The sequence below is a fragment of the Cytobacillus sp. FSL R7-0680 genome, assembly GCF_038009245.1.
Classification (GTDB): domain Bacteria; phylum Bacillota; class Bacilli; order Bacillales; family Cytobacillaceae; genus Cytobacillus; species Cytobacillus kochii.
The window spans coordinates 3,528,795-3,551,584 of the sequence record NZ_JBBPAO010000001.1 but is presented as its reverse complement, the minus strand read 5'-3'; the positions used below and the strand labels follow the sequence as shown (position 1 = coordinate 3,551,584).

Annotated in this window: 22 protein-coding genes; 1 reads left to right on the top strand and 21 read right to left on the bottom strand. The window is 37.1% G+C overall.

Annotation, left to right across the window (positions count from 1 at the left end):
* Positions 1–388 precede the first annotated feature (388 nt).
* The 18 genes from mfd to metG all read right to left on the bottom strand — a co-directional run bounded on the left by mfd (position 389) and on the right by metG (position 20,039).
* Entirely contained in the window at positions 389–3,925 is a 3,537-nt protein-coding gene (gene mfd / locus MKY26_RS17650) for a transcription-repair coupling factor (protein WP_341098254.1), read from the bottom strand.
* A gap of 331 nt (positions 3,926–4,256) precedes the next feature.
* A complete protein-coding gene (locus MKY26_RS17645; RefSeq protein ID WP_095371280.1) occupies positions 4,257–4,487 on the bottom strand; it encodes an anti-sigma-F factor Fin family protein in 231 nt (76 codons plus the stop codon).
* Positions 4,488–4,563: 76 nt separating this feature from the next.
* The gene (pth, locus tag MKY26_RS17640) at positions 4,564–5,127 is read right to left on the bottom strand and encodes an aminoacyl-tRNA hydrolase (RefSeq protein WP_095371281.1); all 564 of its coding nucleotides are present in this window, start codon (positions 5,125–5,127) and stop codon (positions 4,564–4,566) included.
* Between the two features lie 74 nt (positions 5,128–5,201).
* Positions 5,202–5,810 (bottom strand): 50S ribosomal protein L25/general stress protein Ctc, encoded by a 609-nt coding sequence (locus MKY26_RS17635; protein ID WP_341098252.1) that lies wholly within the window; start codon positions 5,808–5,810, stop codon positions 5,202–5,204.
* Between the two features lie 150 nt (positions 5,811–5,960).
* Positions 5,961–6,914, bottom strand: coding sequence for a ribose-phosphate diphosphokinase (locus tag MKY26_RS17630; protein WP_095371283.1), 954 nt, complete (start codon positions 6,912–6,914; stop codon positions 5,961–5,963).
* A 19-nt stretch (positions 6,915–6,933) separates the two neighbouring features.
* A complete protein-coding gene (gene glmU / locus MKY26_RS17625; protein WP_095371284.1) occupies positions 6,934–8,307 on the bottom strand; it encodes a bifunctional UDP-N-acetylglucosamine diphosphorylase/glucosamine-1-phosphate N-acetyltransferase GlmU in 1,374 nt (457 codons plus the stop codon).
* A 208-nt stretch (positions 8,308–8,515) separates the two neighbouring features.
* A complete protein-coding gene (gene spoVG / locus MKY26_RS17620; protein ID WP_095371285.1) occupies positions 8,516–8,809 on the bottom strand; it encodes a septation regulator SpoVG in 294 nt (97 codons plus the stop codon).
* Positions 8,810–9,041: 232 nt separating this feature from the next.
* Positions 9,042–9,416, bottom strand: coding sequence for a RidA family protein (locus MKY26_RS17615; protein WP_307319225.1), 375 nt, complete (start codon positions 9,414–9,416; stop codon positions 9,042–9,044).
* 24 nt (positions 9,417–9,440) lie between these two features.
* Positions 9,441–10,262, bottom strand: coding sequence for a pur operon repressor (purR, locus tag MKY26_RS17610; RefSeq protein ID WP_095371287.1), 822 nt, complete (start codon positions 10,260–10,262; stop codon positions 9,441–9,443).
* 64 nt (positions 10,263–10,326) lie between these two features.
* Positions 10,327–11,196 carry a 4-(cytidine 5'-diphospho)-2-C-methyl-D-erythritol kinase gene (ispE, locus tag MKY26_RS17605; protein WP_341098250.1) on the bottom strand — a complete coding sequence of 290 codons (870 nt, stop codon included), beginning with the start codon at positions 11,194–11,196 and terminating at the stop codon, positions 10,327–10,329.
* 612 nt (positions 11,197–11,808) lie between these two features.
* Positions 11,809–11,982 carry a small, acid-soluble spore protein, alpha/beta type gene (locus MKY26_RS17600; protein ID WP_307319231.1) on the bottom strand — a complete coding sequence of 58 codons (174 nt, stop codon included), beginning with the start codon at positions 11,980–11,982 and terminating at the stop codon, positions 11,809–11,811.
* Positions 11,983–12,129: 147 nt separating this feature from the next.
* Entirely contained in the window at positions 12,130–12,393 is a 264-nt protein-coding gene (gene veg / locus MKY26_RS17595) for a biofilm formation stimulator Veg (protein ID WP_095371290.1), read from the bottom strand.
* 271 nt (positions 12,394–12,664) lie between these two features.
* The gene (yabG, locus tag MKY26_RS17590) at positions 12,665–13,573 is read right to left on the bottom strand and encodes a sporulation peptidase YabG (protein ID WP_095371291.1); all 909 of its coding nucleotides are present in this window, start codon (positions 13,571–13,573) and stop codon (positions 12,665–12,667) included.
* A gap of 202 nt (positions 13,574–13,775) precedes the next feature.
* A complete protein-coding gene (rsmA, locus tag MKY26_RS17585; RefSeq protein ID WP_095371292.1) occupies positions 13,776–14,657 on the bottom strand; it encodes a 16S rRNA (adenine(1518)-N(6)/adenine(1519)-N(6))-dimethyltransferase RsmA in 882 nt (293 codons plus the stop codon).
* On the bottom strand, positions 14,650–15,210 hold the full coding sequence (rnmV, locus tag MKY26_RS17580) for a ribonuclease M5 (protein WP_095371293.1): 561 nt from the start codon (positions 15,208–15,210) through the stop codon (positions 14,650–14,652). The genes rsmA and rnmV overlap by 8 nt, the downstream gene beginning before the upstream one ends.
* 246 nt (positions 15,211–15,456) lie before the next feature.
* Complete coding sequence (locus MKY26_RS17575) at positions 15,457–16,659, bottom strand: ubiquitin-like domain-containing protein (RefSeq protein ID WP_341098701.1); 1,203 nt, start codon at positions 16,657–16,659, stop codon at positions 15,457–15,459.
* 444 nt (positions 16,660–17,103) lie between these two features.
* Complete coding sequence (locus tag MKY26_RS17570; RefSeq protein WP_328200216.1) at positions 17,104–17,871, bottom strand: TatD family hydrolase; 768 nt, start codon at positions 17,869–17,871, stop codon at positions 17,104–17,106.
* A 206-nt stretch (positions 17,872–18,077) separates the two neighbouring features.
* The gene (gene metG, locus MKY26_RS17565; RefSeq protein ID WP_095371296.1) at positions 18,078–20,039 is read right to left on the bottom strand and encodes a methionine--tRNA ligase; all 1,962 of its coding nucleotides are present in this window, start codon (positions 20,037–20,039) and stop codon (positions 18,078–18,080) included.
* A gap of 518 nt (positions 20,040–20,557) precedes the next feature.
* On the opposite strand from metG, the gene MKY26_RS17560 reads away from it, so the two are divergent.
* Positions 20,558–20,848, top strand: a complete 291-nt coding sequence (locus tag MKY26_RS17560; protein WP_180317054.1) for an AbrB/MazE/SpoVT family DNA-binding domain-containing protein — start codon at positions 20,558–20,560, stop codon at positions 20,846–20,848.
* Positions 20,849–20,886: 38 nt separating this feature from the next.
* Here the strand turns inward: MKY26_RS17560 and rsmI are convergent, their stop codons facing one another.
* Genes rsmI through MKY26_RS17545 form a run of 3 tightly spaced genes read right to left on the bottom strand, consistent with a single transcriptional unit; the run spans position 20,887 to position 22,767 of the window.
* Complete coding sequence (gene rsmI / locus MKY26_RS17555; RefSeq protein ID WP_322910618.1) at positions 20,887–21,762, bottom strand: 16S rRNA (cytidine(1402)-2'-O)-methyltransferase; 876 nt, start codon at positions 21,760–21,762, stop codon at positions 20,887–20,889.
* Positions 21,763–21,767: 5 nt separating this feature from the next.
* Complete coding sequence (locus MKY26_RS17550; protein ID WP_095371300.1) at positions 21,768–22,037, bottom strand: GIY-YIG nuclease family protein; 270 nt, start codon at positions 22,035–22,037, stop codon at positions 21,768–21,770.
* Positions 22,027–22,767, bottom strand: coding sequence for a tRNA1(Val) (adenine(37)-N6)-methyltransferase (locus tag MKY26_RS17545; RefSeq protein ID WP_095371301.1), 741 nt, complete (start codon positions 22,765–22,767; stop codon positions 22,027–22,029). The genes MKY26_RS17550 and MKY26_RS17545 overlap by 11 nt, the downstream gene beginning before the upstream one ends.
* Positions 22,768–22,790 lie beyond the last annotated feature (23 nt).

The following is a 22,790-nucleotide window of genomic DNA, read 5'->3' as shown; positions in this document are numbered from 1 at the left end:
ATTACTGAAAAGAAAAAGCCGCTTAACTCTAACCGATCCATGGCCATTAGGACGATACAACGAGAATTCTTCCCATTTATTCCTTCACTAATGATACATATTTCCCTTTACAGATGATTTTCGGTTAAATCTAACTCAAACTACAGCTTTTGCTTTTCAAAATAGCTATGATTCATAAGGAAGATATCATGAATGCATCGCCATGTTTGAACTTAGTATCTTTCATAAGGAAAGTTATATACACGTCCAACTATTTTTTCTTTTAGGTGTGATTCATTCCAGAAAGGGATAAACATTCCATTTATGTGCTCTATCCTTGAAATACCCTTGTCCTTTCTCAATCAAACATTGCAATTCTTACAATAAAATTACCAATATTTTTCAACATTTACTTAGCTGTTTTTTCAGGAACCTTCTTTGTATCTTGTAATCCCTTCATAAAAGTGAATGCATTTTCTAACCATTCTTTCGTGGCAATTCCTTTTATATGGAGAACCGCTTTCAGTTTTTTCCCATCCATACCAAGCCCAATCATGCGACCAAATTGATTGCTAAGCTTGAATACTTTTTGCCCATCAGCTTCCACACTACCTTGCTCAGATAATAGGATAAGCACTTCATCTTTTGATTGCTTCACTAGTTCGACCCCAGCCACTTCTCCATATACTTTCATTTCAGCAATTTTAAATAAATACGCGACTTCTTCCGGATAATCACCAAATCGGTCAACCATCTCATCTTTCAATTCATCAATATCCTCAAGGCTCGTAATCCCACGGAAGCGTTTATACATTTCAATTTTTTGATGTCCATCAGAAATAAATGCATCTGGAATATAAGCATCAATTTCTAAATCAATTTCCATTGGCTCTTTTCTCGGCTCACCGCCCATGGATTCTTTCCTCTCTTCAATTGCTTCTTTCAGCATTTGTGAATATAGATCAAACCCAACAGAATCAATAAAGCCGTGTTGCTCCGCTCCAAGTAAATTACCTGCACCTCGAATCGTTAAATCTCGCATGGCAATTTTAAATCCAGAGCCAAGCTCCGTAAATTCTTTAATCGCCTGCAAACGTTTCTCTGCCACTTCTGTAAGGACTTTATCTTTACGATAGGTAAAGTACGCATAAGCAACACGGTTAGACCTACCTACCCTGCCTCGCAATTGATACAACTGAGATAAGCCCATGCGATCAGCATCATGAACAATTAATGTATTTACATTTGGTATATCTACACCAGTCTCAATTATCGTTGTACTTACTAAGACATCATATTCACCGTCGAAGAAACCAAGCATGACGCTCTCTAATTCATTCTCCGACATTTGACCATGTGCATAAGCGACCCTTGCATCAGGAACTATCATAGAGATTTCCTCTGCTTTACGCTCAATATCCTCCACGCGATTATAGAGGAAATAGACCTGACCACCACGTGCTAATTCTCGCTCGATTGCTTCCCTCACCAATACACCGTTATATTCCATCACATATGTTTGTACAGGAAAACGATTTTCAGGTGGTGTCTCAATAACGGATAAATCCCGAACGCCCAGCATCGACATATGCAATGTACGCGGAATTGGTGTCGCTGTTAATGTTAAAACATCGACATTGGTTTTTAATTTCTTGATTTTCTCTTTATGAGTAACACCAAACCTTTGTTCTTCGTCTATAATTAACAAACCGAGATCTCGATAAGTTAAATCTTTAGAAAGGATACGGTGAGTACCAACGACAACATCAACCGTCCCCGCTTTTAATCCTTTAATCGTTTCAGTTTGTTGTTTCTTCGTACGGAATCGACTCAACATACCGATTTTTACAGGGTAGTCTTGGAACCGCTCAAGCATCGTTTCATAATGCTGTTGTGCAAGGATCGTTGTTGGCACAAGAAAAGCAACTTGTTTACCATCAGCAACTGCTTTGAATATCGCTCGTATTGCCACTTCTGTTTTTCCATAACCCACGTCTCCACAAAGCAAACGGTCCATTGGTCTTTCTCTTTCCATATCTTTTTTAATCTCATTAATGGAACGAATTTGATCTTCTGTTTCTTGATATGGGAAAGCAGATTCAAACTCTCGCTGCATATCACTATCAGGGTTAAAAGCGTATCCTTTAGATGCTTCTCTTTCGGCATATAATTTAATAAGGTCATCGGCGATATCTTCAACAGAGGATTGGACTTTTTTCTTTACCTTCTTCCAATCGTTACCGCCAAGTTTATAAATCTTCGGTTCTTTTGATTCAGACCCTACATATTTTTGTACAAGGTCAATTTGTTCAACAGGAACATAAAGTTGATCACTACCTTGATAACGAATATTCAAATAATCTTTATGGACACCATTAATCTCTAAAGTTTCAATTCCTAAGTACTTCCCAATACCATGATTGACATGAACAACGTAATCACCAATCTTTAATTCCGAATAGCTCTTAATTCTTTCTGCATTGGAAAGTTTTTGTCTTCTCTGTTTCTTTCTTGTTTTATGATTAAATAGCTCTTCTTCTGTAATTACGGCAATCCGTTGATTATTAAGCTCAAAACCTGTTTGAATTGCCCCTTCTAAAATCTGAATTCTTCCTTGTGCAAGGAGAGAGTCCTGTTTGATGATAGCGGATTCAATATCATAATCCTCTAACACATTCTGCAATTTGTGAACCCGTTCTTCATCTACAGCAAGAAAAACAATAGCATAATTTCCTTTTTTCCAGCGATCAACCTCTGTTTTAAGCACATGCATTTGACCATGAAAATTTTGCATCGGCTTACAGGAGATATTAATAATATTTTGCGGATTTGTATTCGGTACATGTCGTAAAAATAAGGACATATAAACAATCGGATTTTTCTTAGTATACATTAGTTCTTTTAAAGAATGAGAAGTCACAACGTCGTGAATAATCTGTCCTTCTTCAAGTAGGTTCGTGTACCATTCTGCTTCTTCTTTATCAAGGGAATCATTCATTTCTTGTACACGACTGACTTCGTCTACAAAAATCAATCCGTTCGCAGGAAGATAGTCTATTAAACTACTGCCTCCCTCATAAGCAAGGGATAAATATTTATATAATTGCTCTGGTTTAGTACCAGTCTTTAATTGTTCTAATTCATAACCGATATTTTGTGTAAGGCTTTGTTTGGCTTGGTCATTTTTAAATTTTTTTAAGCTTTTACCCAATCCTGACTCTAAAGTATGAATAAGCCGCTCAAAATGTTCACCTTCCATTGGTGTTTCTGTAGCTGGCCCAATTAACACACGCTCAACCTTTGACTTTGAGCGCTGATCTTCTAAAGAAAAGAACCGGATAGAATCAACCTCTGTATCGAATAATTCAATCCTAATAGGGTCTGACTCTGTTAACGGATAAATATCAATAATACCACCGCGAACACTAAATTCACCTGGAGAGGACACCATCTCCACTCGACTGTAGCCCATTTGGATAAACTGATTTAATTGTTGTTCGGTTAGCTCATCGCCAACTTTTAACGTTAACTGAAGTTTGCTCCACAACTCTTTAGGTGGGAGGATCTTCTTTAACCCGGCCATAGGTACAATCATGACACCATCATTTGCTGACATCATATGGTTGAGTGTTTCAATTCTTTGCCCTTTTAATTCTGGGCTAGATATACTTAATTCAGCTGCAATTAACTCATTTGCAGGATACAAGAATACTTGCTCTTCTCCTAGAAGTTGTGTTAAATCATCATATAATTTTTGCGCTTGCAATAAATTGTGGGTTGTCACAAGTAAGGGACGTTTAGACTGTTCATATACTGCCGCCAGAAAAAGCGTTCTAGCTGAACCCGTTAAACCTGCCACCATTTGTTCATTTAACCCTTCATCTATGCCTGATAATACAGACAAGACCTCATCCTGTAGTGAAAATACTTTTTTAAGCCCTAACATGCAGTAATCCTCCTATTACAAAAAGCAACATCTCTCCCTCAACCTGAGAAAGCTACTACTCCCCTATTTGCTCTTCTTTTTAAATACATTTTTAAAGCACTTTAAGCTCCCTAAACCTCGTATAGGTTAGGAAGCCAAATTTTTCTTACTTACATGTTTATACTCACAAAGCATATAAATCATGCGTATTTTTTCAAACAATGGTTGTTAACTTTATATATTATTCGATTTTTATAAGAAAAGTCCCTCTATTATCGTACTAAACTTTTTTCCTATCTATCGAAAAGAGTATAAAGAAACAGAAAAATGCTTTGGAAAGTACTCCAAAGCTTTAATGAATAAGAAAGTCTTGCTGATAGTAGTCTGGATTACGCTCTAGTGATTCATGGCAATCCTCACAAATCGCCTTCACGTAAACGTTTCCTGAATTGTCATACTGGATCATTTCATGTCTTTCTTCTTCATTTAATTTATGAAAGCCTAATTGCTCTGCTTGAACCGTTTGTTTATCGACAGTCCCTAAAGATACCCCGCAATGGCGGCATGAGTAATGAATAGCCAACAATAACACTTCCCTTTATCCATCAATTGTCATTATTATTGACGGTTTGTTGGAAGGATATGCACAAGTCATTATATCATGATTGATTATATACATTCATGACTTGAAGGAAAGGTATATTTAACCATTCTTCACACGCATCAGTGCATTTATTAATAACGGCTTTCATTTCGTTCATTTCTTCTTCAGAAAACTTACCAAGTACATAATCGGGGACTTTCATTCCTTGAGGCGGACGATCTATCCCCACTCGGATGCGGTTAAATTCTTGCGTACCGATATGAGCAATCGTTGATTTAATCCCGTTATGTCCACCAGCACTTCCTTTTTGTCGCAAGCGAATCTTTCCAACCGGTAAATCTAAATCATCATAAATAACTACAATATCCTCTATCTCAATTTGAAAATAATCCATCAGTGGTCTAATGGATTCACCTGATAAATTCATATATGTAAGTGGTTTTAATAAAAAAACTTTTTCTCCTTTTACAAATCCAGCACCATACAATCCTTTAAACTTTGATTGATCAAGTGGAATGTCCCACTTTTTAGATAATTCATCGATCACATCAAATCCAATATTATGTCTTGTACGATCATAGGGCTTACCTGGATTACCTAACCCTACAAATAGTTTCACTAAGCACTTTCCCCCTTACCTCAAATAAGGACTGACCCATTGGTGCTCTGGTCAGTCCCCACCTTAGTTTGGTATTATTCTTTTTCGTTTATAACTACCGGTTCTTCCACAACTTCCTCTTCTTGTGGTTCTTCTTCCACACGAGGAGGGAGGACGGAAAGAATCGTCTCTTCGGCGTCATGTTCAATTTCATACGAGGAGGCACCTTTTAAATCTTCAATAGTGACTACATCGTTTATCTCTAATTTAGAAATATCCACATCAATTGATTGCGGGATATTGCCAGGTGTACCAGTAACAGTAATCTCATGTAGCGCTTGTTGCAAGACCCCACCTTCTTTAACACCTGGTGAGTCACCGACCGTATTTACAGTAACTTCTGCTGTAATTTTTGTAGATTTATCTACAGATAATAAATCAGCATGTACCACTGTATTTTTTAATGGATCGGCTTGGTATTCTGTTAAGACGACATCTACTTTCTTACCATCAATATCGACTGAGAAGACTCCATTTCTACCAACTTCTTTAATCGTCTTAATAAAATCAGCCTCATTAAAGAATATTGGCTTACTCTCCATCTTCGTGCCATAAACAATTGCTGGAACATTACCATCTGCACGAATTTTAGTTAAAAATGAGTGACGAAACTCTTTTCTTTCCTTCGCTTCTAAAACAGTCATTCTAACGTCCCCTTTCAAAATTTAAGGCTTATTATTAAAAGATTCCCTAATTAACTGAAAGATAAACATCGCTCGACGTTTGTAAGCAAAATGTCCATTATTTAACTAAACGTAATGATCCGATAGATGGCATGATTTGTCAGAATTGTTTTAATCGAACAACACACTTACAGATTGCTCTTCGTGGACACGAATAATTGCTTCTCCAATAAGAGATGCAACAGATAGCTCGACGATTTTCCCTGTTTTCTTCTCTTCATCAAGAACAATAGAGTTAGTCACAACTAGCTCCTTAATTTGTGAGTTTTCAATACGGTCAATTGCCGGTCCAGATAAAACAGGGTGCGTACAGCAAGCATACACTTCTGCAGCTCCATTTTCTACAAGTGCATTTGCAGCTAAAGTGATTGTGCCAGCCGTATCGATAATATCATCAATAAGAATAGCTATTTTCCCCTCAATATTACCAACAATATTCATCACTTCTGCCACATTTGGTCTTGGACGGCGCTTATCAATGATGGCAATTGGCGCTTTTAATTGATCTGCCATCTTACGTGCTCTTGTTACACCACCATGGTCTGGAGAAACGACAACAATATCCCCTTCTACCTTGTTCTTGAAGTATTCAGATAGGATTGGTACACCCATTAAGTGATCGATTGGAATATCAAAGAATCCTTGAATTTGTGGAGCGTGCAAGTCGAGCGTAATCACACGTGTTGCGCCCGCTGTTTCTAATAAATTTGCAGCAAGTTTCGCAGTAATTGGCTCACGTGCACGCGCTTTACGGTCTTGGCGAGCATATCCATAATAAGGCATAACAATATTAATTGTTTTAGCAGATGCTCGTTTTAGGGCATCAATCATAATTAATAATTCCATTAAATGCTCATTTACTGGATTACTAGTTGATTGGATTACATACACATCACAGCCACGAATACTTTCTTCGATATTAATTTGGATTTCACCATCGCTAAAGCGCGTAACCGAACATTTACCTAATTCTACACCGATAAATTTAGCAATTTCACTGGCAAGTCCTTTATTTGAATTTAAAGTGAATACTTTTAAATTGGGATCTAAATACTGATTTGACATGATGCGCCTCCATAAATTTTTATTTCTTTTGATTTAATTGATCTACATAATTCTCTTTGTTTACTTGACGAGCACGTGCAATAGATAAGGCATTGCCTGGCACATCATCAGTAATCGTAGATCCAGCTGCAATATAAGCACCTTCACCAATTGTAACTGGTGCAACCAAGTTTGAGTTACAACCAACAAATACACCGTCTTCTATCTTTGTTAAATATTTGTTCTTTCCATCGTAGTTAACTGTTATCGAACCACAGCCTAAATTAACGTCTTTTCCGACCTCAGCATCACCAATATAACTTAAATGTGAAGCTTTACTACCCTTGCCAAACTTCGCTTTCTTTATTTCTACAAAGTTGCCAATTTTAACTTCATCATCAATTTGCGATTGCGGTCTAATATGGGCAAAGGGACCAATCTTTACTCCCGCACCAATTTCACTATCATGTGCCACTGATTGCCTTATGACCGTTTCACTGCCAACTTGACAGTTTTCAATCTGAGTAGAAGGACCAATCTCACAATCCTCACCAATAATGGTATGCCCCATCAACATAGTGCCAGGGTATATAATTGTATCTGAACCAATCTCGACATCCACACCGATATAAGTATTTAATGGGTCAACAATTGTTACACCATTTCTCATATGATGTTCGTTGATACGTTTCTTTAAATACATCTCCGCTTGTGATAACGCCACCCGATCATTTACTCCTAAGGTTTCCTCGAAGTCAGGTGTTTGATACGCAGTAACGATTTCACCTTGGGCTTTTAAGATTTCAATGACATCAGGTAAATAATATTCACCTTGGGCATTATCATTAGATACTTGTGATAGCGCTTGGAATAAAGCTTTGTTATCAAAACAATAAGTTCCAGTGTTGATTTCTTCTATCAATCTTTCTTCTTCTGACGCATCCTTATGCTCGACAATTTTCTCTACATGACCAGCAGTATTCCTCACTACACGACCATAACCTGTCGGTTGACCAGTATGCGCTGTTAGTATAGTTGCTTTCGCAGATTGTTCTTCATGATGTTTAAATAACGCTTCCATTGTTTCTGCTTTGATTAATGGTGTATCTCCACAGATAACAAGCGTGACACCTTCTTTATCCTGCAACAAATCTTTCGCTTGAATAACGGCATGAGCCGTACCAAGCTGTTCTTCCTGCAACCGGTACTCACTCGCTTCTCCCAGCTGTGATTGAACTAGATCTGCTCCATGACCAATGACAGTTACAATATCTTTTATATCAAGTGTAGATACTTGATCAAAGACGTGCTGAACCATTGGTTTTCCACAAACAGGGTGTAGCACTTTATATAGCTTAGATTTCATCCGTGTACCCTGACCAGCAGCTAAAATGACCGCATATCGATTAGACATTTAAAGTCCTCCAATTAACCTTTTTATCCATTAAAAAATATATCCTAAATAGCATATGATTTCAAGGAATGAAAGGAAAGTACATATTTTTGTCAATTAGAATGACTTTTTCACACGTCTACACACCCCTATACATTTGAACTAATTTACACACAAAAAAAGAGCCCATACCTAAGATGTATGGACTCCTACCTGCGTGTCTATTTGTCTACGAAGCACCCGCTTCTTCAAATTCTACTTCCTCTAATTCACCTAAACGATGGTACTCTGCTAATACTGCTTCTTGGATTTTACCGCGAGTCCCGGAATTAATCGGATGAGCAATATCTCTAAACTCTCCATCCGGAGTACGTTTACTTGGCATCGCTACAAATAAGCCGTTATTACCATCAATGACACGAATATCATGAACGACAAATTCCTGATCCAAAGTAATAGATGCAATCGCCCTCATGCGGCCATCCGTATTAACGCGGCGTAATCTTACGTCAGTTACTTCCATTCTGTTCACCACCTTTTCCCAGTAGATAAAATCCTTTACTTACAATTCCACATATAATTGCAAACTCCTTCTTAATTAGAAAAAATATTTCGTAATTTTAGGACAAATGGATGATTTCCATTAAAATTCTTCCAAATACCATTTCCTTTTACTATTTCGATTTCATGAAATTCACTTTTGTCTCATAAAAAATACACCATCCTTTCAGAATGGTGTATCCCCCACATGAGATTTACTTCACAAGCGCGATAACTTCTATTTCAATTTTTGCTTCTTTTGGCAATTTTGCTACCTCTACACAAGAGCGAGCGGGTTGGTGGTTATTGAAATACTCTCCATAAACTTCATTCACAGTTGCAAAGTCGTTCATATCTTGGATGAAGACAGTTGTCTTGATGACTGTTTCAAGTGATGCACCTGCTTCTTGTAATACTGCTTGTAAATTTTTAAATACTTGATGTGTTTGATCCTTCACATCACCATCTACCATAACACCTTCTGTAGTTAATGGTATTTGTCCCGAGCTATAAAACATATTATTTACAACAATACCTTGAGAATACGGTCCAATAGCCGCTGGAGCTTCATTCGTTTGAACGATCTTCATTTCAATCTTCCTCCCTCTCCCTACTTAATTCCTTTTGAAGTAGTTTCCTTCAGTTACATTAATACGTTTTTCTCTCACATCTACATCTGCTAACTGGACGAGAGATACATACTCATCAACTAAACGTTCATCTGCATTTTCTGATTCTACTAAGACAGCAATTCCAGCTAGTGTAGCTTTAAATTCATCTAGCATACTAATCATGCCATTAATTGTGCCGCCGGCCTTCATAAAATCATCAACAATAAGTACTTTCGAACCTTCTTCTAAACTTCTTTTAGAAAGAACCATTGTCTGAATCCTTTTCGCAGACCCTGATACATAGTTAATGCTGACTGTAGATCCCTCTGTCACTCTACTATCTCTTCTGGCAATGACAACAGGAACATTAAGATAATTAGCGACTGCATAGGCAAGCGCAATTCCCTTTGTTGCAACTGTCATGACCATATCAATATTTTTATTAATATAAGCCGATGCAATTAACTTACCGCATTTTTGTACAATCATAGGGTCACCTAAAATATCAGTCATATAAAGGTAACCGCCCGGCAAGAGGCGATCAGGACTTGCAATTAACTCACATAGTTCTGCAATGATCGGTTTCGCTTCTTCATCTCGTACCTTCACCTGATATCTCACGCCACCCGCTGCCCCTGGAACTGTTTCTAATGTGCCTATTCCGCGAAGCTCAAAAGTGTCTTTTATTATCGCTAAATCTTCGCTAATTGATGATTTAGCTGAACCATATCTTTCTGAGAAAAAGGTTAAGGATACCAATTGTCTTGGATGCTCTAAAAGATAATGTGTCATATCAATTAGACGTTCACTACGACGAAATTTCATGATTGGCCCTCCTTTTAATTAAAAACCGAATATTATAACGATAATATAACATTATTATACGTCTTTAATCAAGTTTATGCTGTTCTCCAAGGAGTCTAACCGCAAAAACTTGGTCACAAAATCCTCTTAGACCATTATAAATGCGGTGCATACGAGAATCATGCTGTGCTAAACCAAATACAGTCGGGCCACTACCACTCATTAAGACTGCATCAGCACCAAATCTCTGCATCTGTTCCTTAATCTGGTTAACCTCTGGATGCATTTTTAACGTCACACTTTCAAGGACATTAGACAAATGTGCGCAAACATCGCTATAAGACTGATCTTCAATGGCCTTAATCATTGCTAAGGTTTGCGGATGTTTAATTCCCTGCTTATTTAAGCGGCGATACACCTCAGCAGTCGAAACACCGATAAAAGGTTTGGCTAAAATCACCCAGCAAGTTGGTGGAGCTGGTAAAGCTTGAATAAGCTCTCCTCTACCTGTAGCAAGGGCTGTCCCTCCATAAACGCAAAAAGATACATCAGAGCCGATTTCTGCACCGATTTCCGCTAACTCATCAATCGCTAACCCTAATTGCCACAGCTTGTTCAAGCCTCTTAACGCGGCCGCTGCGTCACTGCTTCCCCCAGCTAATCCCGCAGCAACAGGAATCACTTTTTCAATCGCAATACTAACCCCTTGCTTCACATTAAACCTGTTCTTTAGCAAATGTGCTGCCTGATAAGCTAAGTTCCTATGGTCATCTGGAACAAAGCGATTATGTGAAACAATTTTTATCTCATCTTTATCCAATAACGTTAATTCAAGACGATCTGCCAAATCAATGGTTGTCATAATCATTTCTACTTCATGATAACCATCCTCTCGTTTACCGAGGACATCTAGTGATAAATTGATTTTAGCAGGAGCCTTTACTAAAAGTTTCAAACTCTCCACCTACTTTACAAATTTCAGGACGACTCCATTTTTTGTCCTATTTTACCACAAAACGAGAAAAGTAAGACGTATGCAATAATATTATTCAATATTAAGATTAATTTTTTGACATTAGCCTGGGAACAATCAGCATTTCCACGATGAAAAATCAGTAATCGCAAAACGAAATAAAATAAACTAAGTACTTATGCCCAAGCGGTCTTTGTTATGTATAAGCTGTGTATAACGATTGTAAGAAACAGATTAAAAGGACGCTCGTCTTACAAATCAGGGGTGACTCTTGATTCGCATTTCCGGGGGATCGTTTTTGTAACCAACATGAAGTATAGCTTTCTGGATCGATTTTATCCGCACCCGGACTATACTTTTGAAGTTTGTTTTTTTCGATTGGGCTTAATCTAACTCGATTTCACCTAACCATATCTCCTTCGTTCACCTTCCTGATTCTGGACTTTCGTTCGCCTACGCGTTTGATATTAAATACTTTCCTTCCAGAGAGTTTAAGCATAAAAAAATACTCCTCCATAGGTAGCCAGATATTTGTCTACCTATAGGGGAGCATTAGCCTGATTTCATATTTGTTTCTTTAAAAAACACAATGAATTATTTTGTCTGATAGGATGCTAAGGCTTTTTCTACTGCTCTTTTCACCATATTGCCAGCATCCTTAGAAGTAATACCGCCCCAGCCTTCTTGTTGAACGGTTTCATAAAAGCCTAATTCTTTAGCGAGTTCTTCTTTCATTCCTTCTGACATGATTCGCCTTCTTCTGCTCATCTTGGAATCACTCCTTATTCATTGCTACTCATAGCTTTCCTCAGAAGTATTTCTTTCATAAAGGTAATTACTAGTAGTTGTTTTAACCTTTCTAAAACACAAAAAAGCAGCAAATTGGCTTGCCGCTTTTGTTGATGTTATATAAGGTTAGCTTAAAGCAACTTGTCCTGATGTGTCTTCATAGAAAGTAATTTGAACCGTTTCTGTTAAAACATCCGCATAGCTGTAAGATACGCGTTCAAATGCATTTTCATCTTGATCTAACTCGATGACAAATACAGATGGATACGTTTCAGCTAAAACGCCAGACCGTTCAATTGTCTTTCTGCGTCCGCCATTAGCCTTGAGCATTAGCCTTTTACCAAGATTTGAATCAAGTGCCTTTTTGATATCCAATAATGTTTTTCCCATTCGGTCCACCTCACTATAAAAAGTATACCACTTTACCACAATTAAGTCAAGTAAAATTATTAATTATATCAATAAACAAAAACAGTTGCAACACATTTCGTTCTACTTTTTTTGCTAATTTTCTACATTCCTAACATTCCCCATCTTTTAGGAAATTATGTAAAATTATTGAGAATCTTATTTTTCCTCATAAAAAAGAAGCCCTACCAACATTGGCAAGCCCCTCTAACATCCCCTTATTTTATCATTTTCCCAAAAGGTAAACTCTCTTTTAAAATGACCCAAACGGATCAATAGATTGTTCTTCCTCTTCCTCATAATGGAACGGCATACCCGTCCTAAGCACACCTTTTGTTTCCACCCCACCTAAGCCTCTTTCACCAGATAATGTATTTCTTAACACATCCCAAACACGAATATGCTCATTGTAAGGTGTAAAACTAATCTTACTTACAATATATACGGGATCTAGCGCATGAATATTTACTCTAGAAGGAGAACTAGCAAAATTAGCTCCAGCATGAATCAGGGATTCAAAGTGAGATTGACAAGCTCCAGCAAAGATGACAAGTTGATCTAAATGAGGAACCTTCTTCCTCGCTTCTTTCACCGTTTGCACAAAATGCTTAGAATGGCGGTATGCCTCTATATCTGACTTACTACCCTTTGCCTTTGTATATGCGTCATGGCCAGTAATAACTAAAATATCCGGTCGATAATAATCAACTAACTCCCCAATAACACGAGGCATATCTTTTTCACTTAAGTGTAGTCCAGTAACTGGAATACCGATTTTCTCATAAACCGTTAAACATTTCTTTAAATAACCTGGATCACCATCAAGATGTAATACCTTCCCGGGCAATTGAAAATAATTAGCTGCTTTACTATATCCCTCTGTTACTGTATATTCTCTTTTCTCTTGCAATAGATGAACATCTTGACGGAATAATTCAAGAGATTGTTCTTCAAGTGTGCGGAATTCCTGCATAATTCTTCGCTGATCAGACTGACTCATGATGATAAGATCCTCATAAGGAGCATCTGCAATGAGCCTTATATCTTCTCCATATAATACCGCCATCCTTTTCCCATCATGCTCTCTTATGTCAATAACGCGGAACATAATATCACAATGATAGGAAACCCTCCCAACGATATCCATTAATTTTATAGTCACTGTCGTCACTCCATTTTGGGCCATTTCCCTGAGTCTGTTTCTTTAGTTAAATTATGCGCCAATGCTTGGACCTGTGCTTCTCTATAGCGCCTCTTCACCGTACAAGGAAAAATTGCAAATCCCAAAAGCCAAATAAAAAACGGACTAAACACTTTTAATAAAGTCATTAGTCCGGTTCATATGTGCTAATACCTAATAGATGTTATGAACTGAAGTGAGGTAGTAATGCGTCAGCCAAACGAGCGAATTCTTCTAACCCTAACGTTTCTCCTCTTCTCGTTGGTTCAACCCCCGCTTGATTTAGTGCCTGTAAAATGAACTCTTTTCTTTCTTTCCCCTTCTCTAACTGACTCGTTAAATTATTGAGGATGGTTTTTCTCCTTTGAGCAAAGCTTGCTCTTGTTACTTTAAAGAAGAAGGCTTCATCTTGGACTTTCACTGCTGGTTGATCTAATTTTGTTAAGCGGATAACAGCAGAATCAACATTCGGTTGAGGAATGAAGACAGACTTAGGAACAATCATAACAGTCTCTGCTTTTGTATAATATTGAATTGCAATCGAAAGGGAGCCATAGCTTTTAGAGCCAGGACTCGCAGAAATACGTTCTGCGACCTCCTTTTGCAACATACATACAATACCTCTAATCGGGAGCTGATCCTCTAATAACTTCATAATAATTGGCGTAGTGACATAGTAAGGTAAATTAGCAACTACCATTAAATCATCGATATTTGCGAATTCTTGTTGTATCGCTGAAACGATATCAGCCTTTAGCACATCTTCATTAATAACTTTTACATTCGGATATGGCTCAAGTGTATCTGCCAATATTGGTAATAGTCGGTGATCAATTTCAAAAGCTAAAACCTTCTCACTTCTCTTAGCTAATTGCTCAGTTAATGCTCCAATACCAGGACCAATTTCAATTGCACCAGACTTGGATGTTAATTCAGCATGATCCACAATTCGATTTAATATATTCGTGTCTATTAAGAAGTTTTGACCTAAACTCTTTTTAAACGAAAAGCCATGCTTCTCTAAAATTGCTTTCGTTCTTATCGGTGTGGCAATATCCTTATTCATAACCAAGCTCCTTGTCCATTTTAGCTACCGCTGCCAAAAAGTCTTTCTTTGTAATTTGAAACATTGTTAAACGTTTATAAAGTTGCTTGCCATTGGCATAACCTATCTTTAAAATCTTGCCTAGCTCTTCACGGCGCTTCTTTGCGTCACTGCCACCAATTAAGCCTGCGTCCATTAAATCAGCCTGCGTCACTTCAGACACAGCCTCCTCTGTCATGACATAGGCATGGGAGAGCGCCTCTCGTATCACCTCAACAGAAGCATGCTCAACACCTACACCTTTACCATGCTTAGCTATCGCAAATTGTTTATCAATAAAAGCGTGCTTGCATTGTGGGACATGCTTTGTAATCGTATGTCTAATTTTCTCACCAGGAAAATCAGGATCTGTTAAAACAATAACACCTCTCGTTTTTTGCGCCAGTTTTATTTTTTCTAATGTCTCAAAATTTATGGCTGAGCCATTTGTTTCAATTGTATCGGCATCTAATGCCTTTTTAATCGCGACAGTATCGTCCTTACCCTCTACCACGATAATCTCTTTTATTTTCATCTTAACACCTATCCGTTCACTAAAAACTTCCAATTTATACTTATTCAGCAAACTTATTTTAAATAGAATGAATTATTTGCAAAAAAAGTGAAACATTTCTGTAATGTTAATCGTCTAAATATATATAATGATAGTACAGCAAGATTGCATGCATTTTATTATATATGAAACATCCTACGAAAGAAAATGCAAATAATTATAACAGAAAAAGAGCAGAGGATGAATTCCCCTGCTTACAAACACCATCTAATTAAGCACACGTATTTTCACTTGCTTACGTCCCCAACGATAAGCATCAGATTTACTGGAGAAAAATACGTCAATCTTATTCCCTTTAATAGCAGATCCCGTATCGGAAGCTACAGCGTAACCATAACCTTCCACATATACTTTTGTCCCTAAAGGAATAACGCTCGGATCTACCGCTATCACCTTTGCTCCCGGATTAGCTTTTAAATCTAATCCCGTCGCTGTGACACCTGAACAACCATTACAACCTGCAGTATAGGCAGTAGAGCTAACATACATTTCTTTGCCACTAGATTCATTAGTCTCGCCGCGAGATGCCACTTTTGTAACTGGTTGAGATACTTTTGTTCCAACAGCAACTATATGATTTTTTGATTCTTTTACTTTTTCTTCACTAAGTAATTTACGAGAGATTTCTTTTCCATTTTCACGAGTAATTTCAAATTCTTTTTTCAAAAGACCCTCTTGACCTTTTTCAAGAACCTTTTCACTACCCTTTTTCAAGCTATCGTCTTTTTTAGTTACGACCGCATATTCAATTGGTTCTTCCACTACATCGGTGACCTTTTCAACTCTGATGACTTTTATTACGTCATTTTCTTTGACTGTCTCATCCAACTTTGGTTCAACACGATCTAATTTTCCTAGCTTAATATCTTGTTGCGATAAAAAGTCAGCGACCGTAGTCGAAGTTGACCACACTTCTTCGGTTTTATCATTCGCACCGTCTGCTAATTCAATTTTGAACGCGCGATCAATCTTGATGTCCATCTTACCTGTAATTTTATCACCTAATTTAGGCTTTATGGCATCATGTTTACTTAATTCAATATTCTCTTCATCTATCAGCTCTTGCACAGTATCAGCTGTTGTCCATATGACCTCGGAATCTTTTTTGTCGGTAATCTTCACCTGCACTGCAGGGTTCCAAACCACTTCCATATTGTCCTTAACGGTTTTATCTACCGAGGGGTACACATAGTCTTCTGAGCGTAATCCTATATCCATTTCGTCAAATATCTCTTGAATGGTTTTTGCGTGTGTATTTATTGTTTGTTCCTCACCATCTAATGTTAGAGCAACGGTTTTCTTTGTCATTTCAAAGATTAAAAAACCGCTAGCTGTAATCGTAACGATTAGACTAGCAAAGATAACTGCCCATTTTTTCTTGCTCAAAGACTTGGATAACAGGTTTTTCATGTAATTTATCACGATGAAAATTGCCTCCTTTTCTCTCGGAGTGATTATATAGACTATCTTGCTGACTGTCAACACTCACTATCTGATTTTTTGGAGGGAAAGATAAAACGGAACATCCCCAAGTATTCCTCTTCCCCTTATAAAGAGTTCAAGAAAAGAACGTTCACCTTATCATCCACACCCCCTAAAAATACTGAATCAATCGAGCATTTCAGAAGTCAGGCAAACTGATATACCTTCTATTCTCCGAAACACTCTTTTTTCCCTCTTTCCATACGAGAAAAATTTTTTTCTGCACGTACGCTCTATTATGCAGAAAAAGCATTTTTTTGCAAAGTGAGAGATATCGACATGGTTATCCTATGAGGACAGATTCCTGTGTAGAACTTTTTGGTATAAGAAAACATTTGGACAAGCTTCTATTATTTTTGACAATATTTGCTGTCAATTTATAGCGAATAATTTTTTTGCGTTTTCGGTTGTAATTGCTGCAACTTCTTCTACTGGAATGTTTTTAATTTCAGCAATTTGTTCACAGACCAACTTCACATAGCTTGGTTCATTACGTTTGCCACGGAATGGGTGCGGAGCTAAATATGGGCAATCTGTTTCGATCAACAATTTTTCTAATGGAATCTCTGCTGCCACTTCCTTTGGTTTTCTTGCATTTTTAAAAGTAACAGGGCCACCTAATGAAATATAAAAATTCATATCAATGCATTCTTTAGCTGTTTCAGGGCTTCCACTAAAACAATGCATAATCCCACCTACTTCAGCAGCATTTTCTTCTTTTAATATTTCTACGATATCAGCTGTTGCTTCACGGTTATGAATAATAATCGGTAATTTTACCTTTTTTGCCAATTGAATTTGTTGTCTAAACACATCTTTTTGCACATCTTTTGGTGACTTATCCCAATGGTAATCTAATCCCATTTCTCCGATTGCGACTACTTTTGGATGCTTCGATAATTCTTCTATCCAAATTAAATCTCCTTCAGTCATATCAATCGCATCAACCGGATGCCAACCAATGCTCGCATAAAGGAAATCATATTGTTCAATCAGTTCCATTGCTCTTTCAATTGTAGGTCTATCAAAACCAACGACGACCATTTTTTCAACCCCAGCTTCTCTTGCTCGCTTAATCACTTCTTCCAAATCCTCGTCATATTGTTCCGCATTTAAATGGACATGTGTATCAAATAGCATCCTCATTTCTCCTTTTTTATTATTATTTTAGAAAACTAACAACTATGATATTAAATAAACATCTTCCTTCTATATATATAGAGTTAACCTTAATAACTTTATTTAGATATATTATATAAAAATAAAAAACATAGAAATGCATCATCGTCTTTGTAACGGATCACATTTCTATGTTCTAAAAACCTTCTGCTTCCATTAATCGGATATTATTTGACTCTCGCGCCTACTGGTAATGACTCTGCAATTGTAGCTAATGATAATGCGCCATCTTCACTTCCAGCAAGAATCATTCCCTCAGATAATTCTCCACGCAATTTAACAGGTTTAAGATTGGTTACACAAATAACTTTACGGCCAACTAAATCTTCTGGTTTGTAAAACTTTGCGATACCTGAAACAACTTGACGTTTTTCATAACCTAAATCCAATTGTAATTTTAATAACTTATCCGCTTTTTTGACTGGTTCAGCCTCTATAACTTGAGCAACACGTAAATCCACTTTCATGAAGTCATCAATCGTGATTTCCTCACTATCTGGTTTCGCTTGTACTTGCTTCTCTTCTTTTTCACCTTGAGGTGCACTACCCTGCATTTTTTGCTTAATATACTCAACCTCTTCACTAATTTCAAGACGAGGGAAAATAGGGTCGCCCTTTTGTACTTTTATACCTTCGCCAATTTTACCAAATGTCTCAATGCTCTCCCAAGAGATGAGCTCTTCTTTGTTTACATTTAACTGTGTAAAGATTTTCTCTGGTGTTCTAGTTAAGAACGGTTGTAATAGAACGGCGATTCTTCTTAACGATTCTGCTAAGTGGTACATCGTCGTTGCTAATTCCTCTTGTGTACTCTCCTCTTTCGCAAGCATCCATGGCTTTGTTTCATCAATATACTTATTCGTACGACTGACCAATTGCCATACAGCAGACAACGCAACTGAAAACTCCATGTTTTCCATTGCTTCTTCATATTTTCCAACTGTCTCTTTATTCATTTGTACAAGCGCTTGATCAAATTCACCGTTTGAACCACGATAAGTTGGAATTACGCCATCAAAGTACTTATTAATCATAGCCACTGTACGATTCAAGAGATTTCCTAAATCATTGGCTAAATCAAAATTAATACGCTCGATGAAACCTTCAGGTGTAAATACACCATCAGCGCCAAACGGCACTTCGCGCAATAAGTAGTAACGTAACGCATCTAAACCATAACGATCAATTAATGTGACTGGGTCTACTACATTACCTTTAGATTTAGACATCTTTCCATCCTTCATTAATAACCAACCATGAGCGAATACTTTCTTAGGTAATGGTAAGTCTAGTGCCATTAACATAATTGGCCAGTAAATAGTATGGAAGCGCACAATTTCTTTTCCGACTAAATGAACATCTGCAGGCCAGTACTTCAAATACTTACTATCATTATCTGAGCCATATCCTAATGCAGTAATATAGTTTGATAAGGCGTCAATCCATACATAAATGACATGCTTAGGATTACCAGGAACCGGAACACCCCAATCAAATGTTGTACGAGATACAGCTAAATCCTCTAACCCAGGTTTAATGAAGTTATTAATCATTTCATTTTTCCTAGACTCTGGTTGAATAAAAGAAGGGTTGTCTTCGTAATATTGTAGTAACCGATCAGCATATTTACTTACTTTAAAGAAATATGACTCCTCTTTCACACGATGAACCGGTCTCCCACAATCTGGACAGTTACCTTCAACTAATTGTGTTTCAGTAAAATACGATTCACAAGGCGTACAATACCAACCTTCATATTCCCCAAGATAAATATCACCTTGCTCTAATAATTGAGCAAAAATCTTCTCAACTACTTCTTTATGTCTTGTTTCTGTTGTACGAATGAAGTCATCATAAGAAATATCTAACTTTTTCCATAAGTCTTGGATACCACCAACGATTTCATCCACATAACTTTGGGGAGACACGCCTTTTTCTTCCGCTTTTTCTTGAATTTTTTGGCCATGCTCATCAGTACCCGTCAAATACATTACATCATAACCTCGTAGACGCTTATAACGTGCCATCGCATCACCAGCAACGGTCGTATAAGCATGTCCAATATGTAAATTTCCGCTCGGATAGTAAATTGGAGTGGTTAAATAAAAAGTCTTTAATTTTTCCTCCATGTTTATTTCCTCCTCATCTTAAAAAACCCGCCCTTATGACGAGTCTAATCTCTCATATCTGACCATATATTTATTGTTTCTTCTTTGCATGAAAAAAAGAATATATATGAGTCATCTTAGCCTCTATCTTCCTCAAAATATACCTAAAAACATGAATTTGTGCAACATTTCCGAAGGGAGAAGCGATGGTTTTATTGCAATCTCCGTGTTTTTTCTAAATCCATAATCAAATTAATCGTTCGACAAAAAATAGACAAATAGATGAAATTTGTCGAATTATGTCGTTTTGTCGAAACGAGGTATGTACGTCTACTGGAAATTGGGTGAGTTTTTATCCATGACTTTTCCATCATAAACGTTGATAAATCAATATTCCTCTTCATGTTAATAATTTCCACACAAAAATAAAATAAAGTAATTGACGATTATGGCAATGGTTGGTATTATAATATCAACAATGATTTTTGTCGAATAATGACGAAAAAGATAAATAATTAGATAGATGACTGGGAGGAGCAATTAATATGAAATCTACTGGTATTGTTCGTAAAGTTGATGAATTAGGTCGTGTAGTTATTCCAATTGAACTTAGACGTACTCTTGGTATTGCAGAGAAAGACGCATTAGAAATCTATGTGGATGATGAAAAAATCATCTTAAAAAAATATAAGCCAAACATGACTTGCCAAGTTACTGGTGAAGTATCCGATGATAACATCTCACTAGCTGGTGGAAAATTAATCCTTAGCAAAGATGGCGCTGAGCAATTAATTAAAGAAATCCAAAGCAATTTTGAACTAACTAAATAAATAAACAAAGAGACTCCTATTTGCGAGTCTCTATTTTTTTACGCTTCATCAATATGATAAATCTTGTATACCTCTCGTTTATTCATATCACGGTCTAGCGCTGTTTGTTTAATGGCATCCTTACTTTTCATACCTTTTTCTTCTATATAATAAGTAATTTGCTCTTCAATAGATAACCCTTCCCACCACTTACTTTCTTCTACTGGCTCTTTGCAACCCTCAATAATTAAACAAAATTCCCCGCGAATTTCAGATTGGCCTGCCCATTCTACTGCTTCTCTTATCGATCCTCTAATAAACTCTTCATACTTCTTTGTCAGCTCCCTACTCAAAACAATTGAACGATCGCCTAAGATATCTAACATGAGCTGTAAGCTTTCCTTCAACCTATGAGGAGATTCATATAGAATGATTGTAGAAGATACTTTTGAAAGCGTCTCTAACTCTGCCTTTTTCTGCTTCTTTTGCCGATTTAAAAAGCCATAAAAGAAAAATGGCTGTGTTGGTAGCCCCGAGGCAATCAATGCTGTAAGTGCAGCATTCGCACCAGGTAACGGGACAACAGTGAGCTTCTCTTCAATGGCACTAGTAACCAGTTCATATCCTGGATCAGAAATGGTTGGCATACCTGCATCACTCACAAGCGCAATTTTCTCTCCATCTTTCAACTTCGCAATTAATTTATACCCGCTACTCTCTTTATTATGCTCATGGTAACTAATAATGGGTGTCTCTATCTCAAAGTAGTTGCATAGTTTTTTTGTATTCCTAGTATCCTCTGCAGCGATCCAATCGGCTTCCTTTAATATTCTTAAGCTGCGATAGCTAATATCCTCTAGATTACCTATGGGTGTTGGCACTAAGTAGAGAATACCTTTTTCACTCTCCATATGGAAACTCTTCTGTTGTTGCATATTACTCACCGACCTTCTTCTCTTTGGGTATTCATCCATTCAATTTTTTTCTGTCTACTCAATCGCTTAAAACGATATTCCATTTTCTGTGCATCTGACTTACTAGAAAATATTTGATGAAAAATAAGTGTTAGCGGGGCTCTTCCCCTTGTATATTTAGCGCCTTTCCCAGCATTATGCTTTTCTATCCTTTGCATAAGATTATTTGTATATCCAGCATAGAAGGTGCCGTCTTTGCATTCGAGTACGTAAAAGTAATGAGTTTCAGTCTCCATACAACATCAACCTCATTTCCTTTGTATACTCACCCGACGTCTCATAGATATACAATGGCGGCAATATTTTTAAGTCAGGTTTTCCTTTTTTAATGCCTTCCACTAGAAGCACATTCGCTTCTTTTCCTTGCTCAGGATAAACGAGTTGAATCCTTTTTGGTTCTATCTCATACTTTCTCATTAATGTCACGATATCTAACAACCTACCTGGGCGATGAACAAAAGAAACTTTCCCTCCGTGCTTAACTAGTTGACTAGCTGACTGAATTGTATCTTCTAATGTACAGAGAATCTCATGCCGAGCAATCGCATAATGCTCATTTTCATTTTTATGTTTATTGGTATCAACTGGAAAGTAAGGTGGATTGCATGTCACCACATCATACTTAGCATACCCTAATTGCCGAGCAATGCCTTTAACATCTCCCTTTACCACCTTAACTTGATTCTCTAGTTGATTATAATGAATACTTCTATTCGCCATATCAACAAGACGATCTTGTATTTCCACCCCTGTAATCATTCCTTTTGTTCTTGCGCTTAAAAACAAAGGTATCACACCATTCCCACTACATAAATCTATGATATTTCCTTTTTGTATAGGTAAGTAGGTGAATCGAGCTAATAACACGGCATCAACCGAAAATGAAAATACGGAAGGACTTTGAATAATTCTCAATCCCTCTGCTAACAAATGATCTAACCTTTCATCACCCTTTAAAATAACCATTTCTCTTCCTCCATTACTAAAAA